11 protein-coding genes, 1 pseudogene and 2 riboswitches are annotated in these 12,832 nt (G+C 45.1%); of the genes and pseudogenes, 8 read left to right on the forward strand and 4 right to left on the reverse strand.

What is annotated here, in order from left to right; all coding sequences use genetic code 11:
• Positions 1-245: 245 nt before the first annotated feature.
• Complete coding sequence (locus RM347_RS34500) at positions 246-842, forward strand: hypothetical protein (RefSeq protein WP_322716882.1); 597 nt, start codon at positions 246-248, stop codon at positions 840-842.
• 150 nt (positions 843-992) lie between these two features.
• Here RM347_RS34500 and RM347_RS34505 read toward each other — a convergent pair whose 3' ends face one another.
• The 3 genes from RM347_RS34505 to RM347_RS34515 form a co-directional block, all read right to left on the reverse strand.
• Entirely contained in the window at positions 993-1,763 is a 771-nt protein-coding gene (locus RM347_RS34505; RefSeq protein WP_322716881.1) for an ABC transporter ATP-binding protein, read from the reverse strand.
• Between the two features lie 39 nt (positions 1,764-1,802).
• The gene (locus RM347_RS34510) at positions 1,803-2,600 is read right to left on the reverse strand and encodes an ABC transporter permease (RefSeq protein ID WP_322716880.1); all 798 of its coding nucleotides are present in this window, start codon (positions 2,598-2,600) and stop codon (positions 1,803-1,805) included.
• Between the two features lie 111 nt (positions 2,601-2,711).
• Entirely contained in the window at positions 2,712-3,770 is a 1,059-nt protein-coding gene (locus RM347_RS34515; RefSeq protein WP_322716883.1) for an ABC transporter substrate-binding protein, read from the reverse strand.
• 107 nt (positions 3,771-3,877) lie between these two features.
• Positions 3,878-4,041: riboswitch (guanidine-I (ykkC/yxkD leader) on the reverse strand.
• A gap of 192 nt (positions 4,042-4,233) precedes the next feature.
• Here RM347_RS34515 and RM347_RS34520 point away from each other — a divergent pair.
• The 6 genes from RM347_RS34520 to RM347_RS34545 all read left to right on the forward strand — a co-directional run bounded on the left by RM347_RS34520 (position 4,234) and on the right by RM347_RS34545 (position 12,057).
• Positions 4,234-4,368: a hypothetical protein gene (locus RM347_RS34520; RefSeq protein WP_322716879.1), complete on the forward strand. Its 135-nt coding sequence runs from the start codon at positions 4,234-4,236 to the stop codon at positions 4,366-4,368.
• 116 nt (positions 4,369-4,484) lie between these two features.
• Positions 4,485-4,593: riboswitch (guanidine-I (ykkC/yxkD leader) on the forward strand.
• A 126-nt stretch (positions 4,594-4,719) separates the two neighbouring features.
• Positions 4,720-5,478 carry an urea amidolyase associated protein UAAP1 gene (locus tag RM347_RS34525; protein ID WP_322716878.1) on the forward strand — a complete coding sequence of 253 codons (759 nt, stop codon included), beginning with the start codon at positions 4,720-4,722 and terminating at the stop codon, positions 5,476-5,478.
• A gap of 66 nt (positions 5,479-5,544) precedes the next feature.
• Positions 5,545-6,183: an urea amidolyase associated protein UAAP2 gene (locus tag RM347_RS34530; RefSeq protein WP_322716877.1), complete on the forward strand. Its 639-nt coding sequence runs from the start codon at positions 5,545-5,547 to the stop codon at positions 6,181-6,183.
• Positions 6,184-6,674: 491 nt separating this feature from the next.
• A complete protein-coding gene (uca, locus tag RM347_RS34535) occupies positions 6,675-10,271 on the forward strand; it encodes an urea carboxylase (protein ID WP_322716876.1) in 3,597 nt (1,198 codons plus the stop codon).
• Positions 10,268-11,653, forward strand: coding sequence for an allophanate hydrolase (gene atzF, locus RM347_RS34540; protein ID WP_322716875.1), 1,386 nt, complete (start codon positions 10,268-10,270; stop codon positions 11,651-11,653). The genes uca and atzF overlap by 4 nt, the downstream gene beginning before the upstream one ends.
• Positions 11,650-12,057: an allophanate hydrolase-related protein gene (locus RM347_RS34545; RefSeq protein WP_322716874.1), complete on the forward strand. Its 408-nt coding sequence runs from the start codon at positions 11,650-11,652 to the stop codon at positions 12,055-12,057. Before atzF ends, RM347_RS34545 begins: the two co-directional genes overlap by 4 nt.
• Positions 12,058-12,276: 219 nt before the next feature.
• Here RM347_RS34545 and RM347_RS34550 read toward each other — a convergent pair whose 3' ends face one another.
• Entirely contained in the window at positions 12,277-12,450 is a 174-nt protein-coding gene (locus tag RM347_RS34550) for a hypothetical protein (protein ID WP_322716873.1), read from the reverse strand.
• A 275-nt stretch (positions 12,451-12,725) separates the two neighbouring features.
• On the opposite strand from RM347_RS34550, the pseudogene RM347_RS34555 reads away from it, so the two are divergent.
• Positions 12,726-12,832 (forward strand): annotated as a pseudogene (locus tag RM347_RS34555) (IS5/IS1182 family transposase); the annotation flags it as partial.

A 12,832-nucleotide genomic window follows, 5' to 3' on the forward strand; every position in this document is an offset into this window, starting at 1 on the left:
CAAATAACTAATTGCTGAATCAGTTAGCTATGTCAATTTTTTGGTTTGGGATTCTCCAGTAACAGTTAATACTAGAAATTTAGTAAGTTGTGACTATTTGAACTTCCCCCAACTGGAAAAAAATAATCCTCTATTATACTAAAAAATATTTATGCAAGAGTTCTTATGCAAATTTTGTTTGGTTCTTGCAAGAATACGTAGGCAAGGAAAGTTATCAACAAGCCGTAAAGGATGTATCGACAAGCATGACTCAAAAACTAGTTCAAGGAGATTTCAAGCCAGGGGTTGATTTCAACTTACACCCAGATGGTAGGATGTTGGCATCAAATGAGGCAAATGAATATTTAGAAAATTATCATTCTAAACAACTAGAAAATAGCCAAATTTCTGTTGTAGCTTATGCACTACCAGAGTCAATGCAGATGTTAGAAAAAGCTTTAGGTGTGCGATTTTTTGAGAATCTTGGGAAGGTGGCAGCTAAACGTTTAGCCACAATGGATGATGCGACAGCCAGTATCTATGGTCTATGGCTGATGCAAGGGATCGGTGGTCGTTATCCATTGCTGGAAAAAGATTTTTGTGATTGGTTCATGATTGAGATTTGTGGTGAGCGATTGTCAGCCTTAGCATCAGCCGAGATTCAAGGCTTGGAGTTTAATGGCTTAGTGGTATTTGAAGATTTGTTGATGGCACTGGGCAAAACAAATGTATCGATAATGAAAGAGAGCGACCTAACTCTTGAAAATTTGCGGTTACTAGATAAAGTTTGGACGGGAGAAAATATGCGAGTATTGGAATTAATTGCCATCTTGGAAAAAGATGGCGAACAGTCCTATAGCTAATTGGAACTGAAACGAGAACTGCACTAAAAAATAGTAATTATATACTAACTTTAGATACTATGCTGGCATTATCCACGCATTGGGGAATATCTGGCGAAGCTGTCATAAAGTGCAAACGCGCAGTTTAGTTTTTTGCTGTCAACTCTTATGTTATGCTGCAACGGCTTCCTTGCCATGTTGCCGCAGCAGATCCATCAGTTCATCGCGATAGTCGTGGAAGGTGGAATGACGCTTGATCAATGGGCTACGCTCCGGCAGATTGATGGTCATCACCTTGCGTATTGTGCCAGGACAAGCACCCAAGGCATAGATGCGGTTGGACAGGAAAACGGCTTCCTCGACATCGTGGGTGATCATGAAAATTGTAATGTTGGTGCGCTGCCAGAGGTCAAGTATAAATTCATGCATCGATTCTTTAGTGTGGATATCGAGCGCACCAAACGGCTCATCCATGAGCAACACTTTAGGTTCAGACGCAAGGGCGCGGGCGATCGCAACACGTTGCTTCATCCCACCTGATAGCTCCTTGGGCAGCAAACCGCTAAAGCGGGACAAGCCAACGATGCTGAGAAAGTAGCTTGCCTGTTCGCGCCGCTCTTTTTTAGGGACGCCTTGCAGTTTGAGTCCAAACTCGGTATTTTCTTGCACGTTCATCCAGGGATAAAGTGTGTAGTTCTGAAACACCATGCCGCGATCGGGGCCTGGGCCAGCGATCTGCTTGCCATCAATGCATACTTCTCCCGATGTCGGGCTATCGAGTCCAGCAATTTGACGGAGTAGCGTGGATTTGCCGGAACCGGAGGCACCGACCGCGCAAATAAATTCGCCCTGCTCGATTGTCATGTTAATATCTTTGAGAACTACGAGCGTACCGGATTGAGTCGAAAAGTGTTTGTTGAGCTTATTGACTTGTAAAAACATCGGTTTAGCCTCTCTAGGTTAAATGTTCTATCGAGTTGTTTATCGCTGCTGACTTGTCCATTTGCAGGTGACGCGAAGCAGATACTGAAATAACAAATCAAATGTCAATCCGATTACGCCAATCACAATTAGTCCAACAAAGATTTCATCGGTTCGTAAAAATCGACCAGCAACGCTGATGCGTCTTCCTAATCCTTCGTTTGCGGCAATTAGTTCTGACACAATCACAAGCTGCCAAGCGGCAGCTAAGTTGATCCGGCAGGCATCCAAAATGCCGGGAAGAACGTGCGGTAAAATCACCTGAGTTAGTGTTGCCCAGCGATCGCCACCCAGCATATAGGTTGCTTCAATCAACTCTTTAGGCACAAACTTTACAGTATCCATCACCATCAGCGTATTGAAGAAAAACACGCCGATGAAAATCAGCATAATTTTCGGTTCTTCACCAATGCCCAAGTAGAGAATTAGCAGTGGAATAAAGGCGGGTGCAGGCATATAGCGCATTAGACCAAATAGCGGCTCTAATAAAGCGCGAATACTGGGAAAACTCCCCATCAAAATTCCGACCGGAATTGAGAAGCTTGCTGCTAACAAAAAACCAACACCAACCCGCCAAAGACTCGCTACAGTATCTTTCAGCAGTTCGCGTGTCATCCACAAGCGCCCTGCTGCTTCTGCAACTCTTGCTGGCGAAGGCAAAAACTTTGGATCGATGTTGCCAAAGCTGGTTACTGCCCACCAGAGCAACAGTGGCAGGGCAATCGAAGTAATGGTTAATACCGTATAAAGAGGCTTAGGGATATCTTCGACCAGCCGCCAAAAAACCGTAGACTTCATGTTTTTTGGTTTGGTGAATGATTGGAGCGAGCGAGGCGGAGTGCTGTGGCTCATCGTTTAAATTTGGGGTGAGGGATTGAGGCAGACAATAAAATACCGAATTTGCTAGTTCTATCCAGGCTTCGATCGCTTTTGCATATAGGCTTTGACGAAGCGATCGTCAAATAAAAATGTTGTATTCGGTTTGTTTTTCGCCAACCCCACATCGATCAGAAACTGGCTCATTTGCTCAGTAGCATACAGTAAAGAACCCATGTTGTTGCCAGGCTGAAACGCTTTCAAATTTTCTTCCACTGTGAAAAGGCGCGTACCATCGGCATATTGTTTGTATTCCTCAACTGGCACACCTGCCCGTTTTGCCATGATGATGTAGGCACGATCCTGGTTTTCCCGGATGTAATCGAGCGTGGCAAACCAAGAATCAACAAGTGCCTGAATTTCTTGGGGATGTTCATACAAAAACGGACGCGATACGACCAAGTGATCAGAAATTGCGCCCGGAAAGTCTTTGGAACTGAACAATTCTTTACTACCCGATCGCTGCAATGCCTGTGTTGTAAACGGTGCAAAAACGGCAACTGCATCAACTTGACCAGCAGCAAAAGCAGCAGCCGCTTTTCCTGTTTCCAAAGGCACAAACTGAATGTCTTGGGGCTTTAAGCCAGCTTGTTTCATGCCCAGCAACAGCAAAAAGTGATCGACGGTGCCTTCTTCGGCAGCTACTTTTTTACCACGCAAATCTGCAACGCTGTTGATTCCTCCTGCGACGATGACTTTATCGTTGCCGGTCGAGTTGTCGTTGACTAGCACCACGACTTGATCTGCGCCCCCTGCTACCGAGCTGAGCGTATCACCAAGGGTTTGACTATTGGCATCAATTTGTCCGGCTGCAAGGGTGCTAATGGATTCAAGGTAGCCATCGAACCACTTAAGGTTAACGGTTGTGTTTTTGGTTTTAAAAATTCCTTGCTCTTGAGCAACTTGCCAGGGAAACCAACCCGGCCAAGCGCTGAAGCCCAAGTTTATCGTTCTAGCTTTGCTGTTAACGACTGCTGCTGCCTCTGCTTCGGTGGTAGTTTTAATATATACTGCTGGGTTTGTGCAGCTTACAGCTAAAGACATAACAACTAAAAATAACAGGCAAGCTGTGAGGAGCGATCGCTTTTTCATAGGCAAAATAATATTTTTCAATTGCAAATAATAAAGTACAGGGCAATAAACTTGAATTGATATAACAAAGCCCAGAAAGAATCATTCAGCACTTAATAGCTGAAACTTCCTCCCGGGCTTTTCTCCCGCCGTGTAATAAACTAATCAGGCGCTCAAAATTCACAACCAATTAGCTTACCGACTTCTCTTGGACCAGCATTTGTATCTAATCCAGAAACAAGTTCAACACTTGATCCGCTCAATCCAAACCGGAACCCTAGAAGTCTATAAATTTTGCGTTCAATTAAACTTTTAAATTCTCCAGACAATTGCTCATTTAAGAACTTACTATCTAGAACAAGCAGAATACTGAAAACTTGCATTTATTTTTCTTTTCACCGAACACTCTAACAACGAGCGAATCACCAAATTGTATTCAATGATACGATAATCAAATAAAAGGTGAGGATTTGTTGATATTTGAATGGTTTTTTCAAAAAAGCGATCGCTGCCCCAGAGCGATCGCACCTGCCACTTTATTGCTTTTCAATGGCAGATTCAGATAATTTTTAGCCGCACAAGGCTGTTAAAAAGTAGTTACGGATACAAATTTATTTGATTACTCCTGCTAAAAAAAATAATGAACAAATATTGTGTAAAAATGCTAACCTAGATAAGAAAGGCTTTGTTTACAATATTGTAGAAGTTTGGCAAACTCAAATTGCAAACTGAATAAGGATGAGCTTCTAGGGTTCCGATCGCGCCGAGAGTGAGATGACTGGTCCAAGAGAAGCAGCCGATTTTAAAAGAGTCGGTCACACGGCGGGAAAAAAGCCCGGGAGAGCCAGACAGTATGACTGTATTGGTAATCTCCTGGGCTTTGTTATTTGAGTCAGTAGTTTCTTCAATTCCAGAGGTTGAGCCTTTGGCAATTCCTAAACTGATCATCCAACCGTAACAAGAGGATTTTATGGTGCAAGCATCTGTTCTGCCGAATATCGGGGCAATTGATCCGAGCCTGATTTTGCTCGATGAAAAACTGCCTGGTGGTGCGTATTGGCATTACGTGATCAAACGGGGAAACACCTTGCGTGTGACTGATTTGGAAGGATCTCACGGTGTTTCGATGATTTGCTACAACGCGGATAGCCCGATCGAGCGGGTTAATGTGGCAGATACCGCCAAGATTCAGTTCAACGCCTTCCTGAAAAAGGGTATGGTAATTTACTCTGACATGGGACGCATTCTGTTCTCCATCACAGAGGATACCTCCGGCCATCACGATCTCATCTGTGGTTGCAGCAATGCTGCCAGCAACGCTGCAAAATACGGCGAAGGCCCTTACAACAAATATGGCGAAAGCGATTATAACAACTCCCGCAACAATTTCCTGAAAGCGTTGAGCAAGCGCGGTTTAACCCGCAAAGACCTAATGCCTAACCTCAATTTATTTAGCAGGGTAGCAGTGTGTCCAAATGGAGATTTGGAATATATTGTAGGCGAGGAAAAACCGGGCAGTTTTGTTGATTTGCGGGCAGAAATGAATGTATTAGTGATTATTTCTAACTGTCCCCATGTATTGCACCCCGATACAGTCTACAAGCCTAAGCCAATTCAACTTACTGTTTGGAAATCACCTGCACCTGCACCGGACGATCTGTGCCGCACTGCAAACGAACAAGTGATTCGTGGTTTCATTAACACTGATGCGTTGTTTGCTCAAGAGTAGTTGGGTAGGTTAGTTTCCTGCAATCTCTGTTTCTTTGCATCTAATAAATAGAAGAGGATTCCTATTATGGTCGCAACATTACCCCTTGAACTCGATCCAGCAACAGCAATTTATGATCAGGAAATAGCTGCCCGTCAGCCTTGGTCTAAGATAATCAAAAAAGGGCAAATTTTAAAGATTATCGATTTATTAGGTAATCAAGCCGTTGATACATTGTTTTACAACGCCTATGATACCTCAGAACGCTATAGCGCTCCCGATACCATCGTCCGTCAAGGTAACATTTTCATTACTACAGGCACTCAGTTGATTTCTAACGAAGGCAACGTGATGATGACCGTCATCTATGATGAGTGTGGCAAACACGATACCCTAGGTGGCGCCTGTAGTATGGAAAGCAACTCAGTGCGCTATGGGCTGCACAAAAAACATCTGCACGCTTGTGTCGAGAATTACTTGCTGGAACTGAGCAAGTATGAGATGAACAAACGCGATCTCGTCAGCAATGTGAACTTCTACATGAATGTTCCCGTCAGCGAAGACGGCACGTTAGAAATTGTTGATGGTATTTCCGAAGCCGGGAAGAGCATCGTTCTGCGGGCAGAAATGGATGTGATGGTCTTGATTTCTAACTGTCCACAAATTAATAACCCTTGCAATGCTTACAATCCCACGCCAATTAGGTTGATTGTTTGGGACGCGTAATACCAATTCGCAATTCGCAATTCGCAATGACGCTCGCAGGCTCGCTACCGCTAACGTAATTGAAGAGCTTAGATGCAGCAAGGCTTTCAGGGTTTAGAACTGTATCATGTTTTTTGTGAAATGGTGTAAGAGGCAATATACGTGGTAGTAGGGCAACCGGACTAAGTTGCTGCATAAAACATCAAGACAATTTCCTTTTCTCCTCCGAAGTTCTGAGCAGTGGAAGCCGTTGCTCAGACTTCTCTCTGTGTTTTCTGCGCTACGGCAGTTGATTAGTTTATCATTTTAGTGCGGTACTAGCTTCTGAACTTGGAATTTTCAAAATTATAAAAAACAAGTGAAGATTTTGTTTAAGTGAATATGAAATTTAAGCTACATATCACCTTGATAGGGCTAGTCCTAATGCAGCAAACATCTAAAATGGTGCGTTAACCTGCGGCATAACACACTCTACAAAACTTAATTACGAATTACAAATTATTTTATCGCTCATGTTCAACAAAGTTTTGATTGCCAATCGCGGTGAAATTGCTTGCCGGATTATTCGCACCCTTGATCGCTTGGGTATTGCTTCGGTTGCAGTTTACTCCCAAGCTGATGCCCATGCTGCCCATGTTGCGGCGGCTGGGGAAGCTGTGTGTGTGGGAGAAGTTGCGGCGGCGCAGAGTTATCTTCGCACTGAGGCGATTTTGGCGGCAGCGCAGGCAACTGGTGCTGAGGCGATTCATCCCGGCTATGGCTTTTTGAGCGAGAATGTGGCATTTGCCGAAGCTTGTGCGGCAGCAGGAATTGCATTTATTGGCCCCACACCCGATCAACTGCGGCGATTTGGACTCAAACATGAAGCAAGAGCGATCGCACAAGCTGCTGGAGTGCCACTCGTCCCCGGTAGTTTGTTGCTAGACAATTTGCAGCAAGTCAAACAGGCGGCGGCGGAAATTGGTTATCCTGTGATGATCAAAAGCACCGCAGGGGGTGGCGGCATTGGAATGCAGTTGTGCCGGACTGAAGATACTTTGGCAGACTTGTTTGACAATGTGCAACGCTTAAGCCGTAATAACTTTAGCCAAAGTGGAGTATTTTTAGAAAAATACATTGAACGGGCGCGGCACATCGAAGTACAAATCTTTGGCGATGGACAAGGCAACGTTGTTGCCCTTGGTGAACGTGATTGTTCAACGCAGCGACGCAATCAAAAAGTAATTGAAGAAGCCCCTGCACCAAATATTAATGATACTTTGCGGCAGCGTTTGTATGAGTCTGCCGTTAAACTCGGTCAGGAAATTCGCTATCAGTCGGCGGGTACAGTTGAGTTTATCTACGATGTGGATACCCAACAGTTCTACTTCTTAGAGGTGAACACCCGGCTACAGGTGGAACATGGCGTAACAGAAACTATTACAGGTGTAGATTTAGTAGAGTGGATGCTGCGTCAGGCGGCTGGTGAGTCGCTAGAGTTGGCATCCTATCAGTACCAACCGCAAGGACATTCGATTCAGGTGCGGGTGTATGCCGAAGATCCAAATAAAAATTTTCAGCCGAGTTCTGGTGAGTTAACTCAAGTGCAGTTTGCGCCTGATATTCGCTGCGATACTTGGATTGCTACTGGCACAAAAGTTTCGCCGTATTACGATCCCTTATTGGCGAAGATAATAGTGCATGGAGAAACAAGAGAAGATGCGATCGCTACTCTCCAAACTGCCCTAGCCCAATCTCGCATCGACGGCATTGAAACCAACTTGGAATACCTGCGCCAAATTATTGCCGATTCCACATTTATCAAGGGCAATATCACCACAAAATTTACTAATAGCTTTACCTATCGCCCGAATACAATTGATGTGCTAGTTGCCGGCACGATGACCACCATTCAAGATTATCCTGGACGAGTGGGCTACTGGAATATCGGTGTACCGCCCTCTGGCCCAATGGATTCTTTAGCGTTTCGCTTGGGCAACCGGATTTTAGGCAATCCAGAATCGGCAGCCGGGTTGGAGTGTACACTATCTGGCCCCGCTTTGCGCTTCAATTGCGACACGGTGATTTGCCTTACAGGAGCGCAGATGAAAGCTACCCTAGATAAACAGCCGATTCCCTATTGGACGGCAGTTTCAGTAAAAGCAGGGAGTACCCTACGGTTGGGCAGCATTCAGGGCAATGGTTTCCGCACATATATTAGCGTGCAAGGCGGGTTTGATGTACCCGATTATTTAGGCAGTAAAGCAACTTTTACTCTGGGTGGGTTTGGTGGACATGGCGGCAGAGCCTTACAGGTGGGCGATGTCCTGAAGTTGTATCCCTGTACCTCCCAACCGCAGCCCATTTCCCCGGAATTGATTCCCACCTACTCAAATCATTGGGAAATTGGAGTTTTGTATGGCCCTCACGGTGCACCGGATTTCTTCACGGATGAAGACATCGAGACTTTTTTCACTACTCATTGGGAAGTGCATTATAACTCGGCGCGAACCGGAATTCGGTTGATTGGGCCAAAACCAACCTGGGCGCGGCAAGATGGGGGTGAAGCAGGGCTACATCCTTCTAATATTCACGACAATGCCTATGCCATTGGTACAATCGATTTTACCGGAGATATGCCGATTATCCTGGGTTTGGATGGGCCAAGTTTGGGAGGTTTTGTCTGTCCTGCGACGATCGCCAAAGCACAACTCTGGAAAATTGGGCAACTCAAACCGGGTAACACGGTGCAATTCCGTCGCCTCACCTTTGACCAAGCATTGCAACAAGAATTGCAGTTGGATCGGCAAATCGAAACCTTGCAAGTAGGGGCAGCAGTGACTCTGGAGGCTGACGGTTCCGAATATCAGGCAATTGTGGCAGAAATTCCCGCAACTGATAACCAAATTGCCGTTACCTATCGTCAAGCGAGTGATAAATACTTGTTGATTGAATACGGAGATTTGGTGCTGGATTTGAAGTTGCGTTTCCGGGTGCATGAGTTAATGGCTCATCTGCAAACGAACCCAATTGATGGGGTTTTGGAATTAACGCCGGGAATGCGATCGCTACAAATTCACTACGATAGCCGCGTCATTTCGCAATCAAATTTAGTTGCGGCATTAAAAGACATCGAATCTCATCTACCAGATATTTCCGAGTTGGAAGTACCGACCCGAATTGTACATTTACCCTTGTCCTGGAATGATGAATCTACTCAACTAGCCATTGAAAAATATATGCAGTCGGTGCGAAAAGATGCACCGTGGTGTCCTAGTAATATTGAATTTATTCGGCGGATTAATGGATTGGGCAGTATCGCAGAGGTTAAAGAAATTTTCTTTAATGCGAGTTACTTGGTGATGGGTTTAGGCGATGTTTATCTTGGTGCGCCAGTAGCAGTCCCACTCGATCCGCGTCATCGCCTCGTCACCACAAAATACAATCCGGCGCGTACCTGGACTCCAGAGAATGCAGTCGGCATCGGTGGTGCGTATCTCTGCGTTTATGGTATGGAAGGGCCGGGTGGATATCAGTTTGTCGGACGCACCGTGCAGATGTGGAATCGCTACAAACAAACCGCAGATTTTACAGATGGCAAACCCTGGCTGTTACGATTCTTCGACCAGATTCGGTTTTATCCAGTTTCTCACGAAGAGCTAATGCGCCACCGAGAGGATTTTATTGAAGGCAAGTTCAAACTAAAAGTTGAAGAAACCACATTTAAATTTGGCGACTATCAACAGTTTTTGCAGGAAATTGCCCAAGAGGTGAGGACATGCCAAACGCGTCAGCGAATTGCCTTTCGAGAAGAACGCGATCGCTGGACAGCTACAGCCCAAGATGAAAGCACACTCGCCGCCGCCGATCTCCCACCAGCAGCAGTAACGACTATTCCCGATGATTGCTACGCTCTGAGCGCCCCAACAACAGCAAACGTTTGGCAGGTGTTAATTAAAGCGGGCGATCGCATTACGGAAGACACGGGTGTAATTGTGTTGGAAGCAATGAAGCAGGAAATGACCCTGCTACCAGATGATCCAGGAACGGTAGTAGAAGTCCTCTGCGAACCGGGGCAACTTGTCACCGCCGGACAGATATTAGCAATTATCCGAGGAGAAGCACCATGACGGACTTAATCAGCCTGGATATTGAATCGCTGCTTACAGCTTATCGAACCGCTCAATTGCAACCAACGGATGTAATTGAGTCAGTTTATCGCCGGATTGCTGCACGGGGAAACGATGCCGTTTGGATTCATCTATTACCAAAAACAGAAGCGATCGCTCAAGCTGAAGTTCTTGCTGGCAGAAATTTAGATGACTTGTCCCTGTACGGTATCCCCTTTGCCGTGAAAGATAACATCGATGTGGCGAAAATGCCCACGACTGCTGCCTGTCCAGCCTACAGCTACATCCCAGAAAAAACGGCAACGGTAGTTGATCGCTTGCTCCAAGCCGGGGCAATTTTGATCGGTAAAACCAACCTCGATCAGTTTGCCACAGGGTTAGTCGGGGTGCGATCGCCTTATGGAGCCTGTAGCAGTGTTTTCCATGATGATTATATTTCCGGTGGCTCTAGTTCTGGTTCGGCAGTGGCAGTCGCGGCGGGGTTAGTAAGCTTTTCTCTAGGTACTGACACAGCAGGTTCTGGACGAGTTCCAGCAGCATTTAACAACATTGTCGGACTCAAGCCTACCAGAGGTGTATTAAGTACGTCCGGCGTAGTACCTGCCTGTCGCTCGCTCGACTGCGTTTCCATTTTCACATTGAATTGCCAAGATGCTGCGATCTTATGGCAAGTTGCCCGTGGCTTTGATTCCACCGATAGTTATTCACGCCAAATTCCACCACAAACCGCAGCAATTCCATCATCATTTTCCTTTGGAGTTCCCAAGCCAGATCAATTGCAGTTTTTCGGTGATGCAGCCGCAGCAGATTTGTATCAGCAAGGATTAGAGAGGTTAAAGGTGATCGGCGGGAATTTTGTAGAAATTGATTTTCAGCCCTTCCAGCAAGCTGCTAATTTGCTCTACTCCGGTGCTTGGGTGGCAGAACGGCTAGCGGCTATTCAATCTTTCCTTGAAACTCAAGCTAATGCTATGCATCCCGTTGTCCGCCAAATTATTAGCAATGGTTTACGCTACACAGCAGTAGATACCTTCAAGAGTTTTTACGCTTTAGAAGCACTCAAACAGCAAGCTGTACAACAGTGGGAAAAAGTCAATATTCTGGCATTGCCGACCACAGGGACTATCTATACCAAAGCGGAAGTAGAAGCTGATGCGATCACTCTCAACAGCAACCTGGGCTACTACACCAATTTTGTCAACTTAATGGACTTGTGTGCGATCGCTCTGCCTGCTGGCTTCCGTGCTAATGGTTTACCCTTTGGCATCACCTTAATCGGGCAAGCATTTCAAGACGCAGCACTGTGTGAATTAGGTATCCGCTATCACCATCAAATGGGCGTTACTTATGGCAAAACAAGCTCTGTAAGGATTTCTCGATGACAATTGCATCCACTAACATGATTAATATTGCTGTTGTTGGCGCTCATCTCACTGGGCAGCCCTTAAACTATCAACTGCAAGAACGCCATGCTACATTACTAAAAACCTGCAAAACTGCCCCCACATATTGCTTTTATGCTCTTGCCAATACCCAACCAGCTAAACCTGGATTAATAAAAGTTCTTGATGGTTCTGGGGTAGGTATTGAAGTAGAAGTTTGGCAACTGAGCGCAGAAGGCTTTGGTACTTTTGTCGCCGCAGTCCCGCCACCCCTGGTGATTGGAACCTTAGACCTGGAAGACGGTTCTTCGGTTAAAGGATTTTTGTGTGAACCTTATGTAATTCCCGATGCACAAAATATTTCCCACTATGGTGGCTGGCGTAATTATCTTGTTAGTTTGTAATGGTACAGATTACACCTTAACCCTCTTTTGTCACTTTGGTAGAACCCAATCGCTGAAAGCCTTTCAGGGCTTCCATCTCAAGGTTCTGGCTACAAACTTGAATTACTGTTAGAAAATAAAAGCTCAAAGCTCGACTAAATAAAAGTTTCAGAATGTTGCTTCAATTATTGTTTTCTGAAAGTAACAAAAGAAGGTTAATTTAAAAAAATCAAATAAATCTTACTTACTCTGTCCTTGCCGTAAAAGCTGAGATTGATAATTCTGAATTTTCTCTAGAATCCTTTCGCGTTGTGGATGGTCTTCGAGAGATTTGCTAATGAAAGCGAGTTCATCTAATACTACTACTGACGGCTGTGGGTTGGGATTGTTTGTGGCTGGGTCTATAGAGTTCATAATTTTGGCTCTCCTAAACTAAATATGTTAAATTAACAACAGAAATGCCAGTTTAGCAGCAATTCTCATAATGAGAATTGCTGGTATCTGCTGATTTAATGCTTGTTCTATCTCTATAGATAAAGGGGGGGATGCCCACCACTACGTTGGTAAACTAGTGTCTCTGGACCGACTTCATTGTAACGATGCACCCATTCCATTACTAGAACTCTTGCAAAAGTGTTTTGTCGTATGATTGAAAATTTGGCAATTTGCGATTAGGACTTTGAGGAGCAGTGAAAATAGAGAAAGCCAAACAGCTTACTGCAAAAAAATTTAAGCGAATGACTGGAGTAAGCCGCCGAACTTTTGAGTTAATGGTTGATGTGGTTAAAGCTGATGC

Source organism: Nostoc sp. ChiQUE02 (assembly GCF_034531305.2).
Lineage (GTDB): Bacteria > Cyanobacteriota > Cyanobacteriia > Cyanobacteriales > Nostocaceae > Nostoc.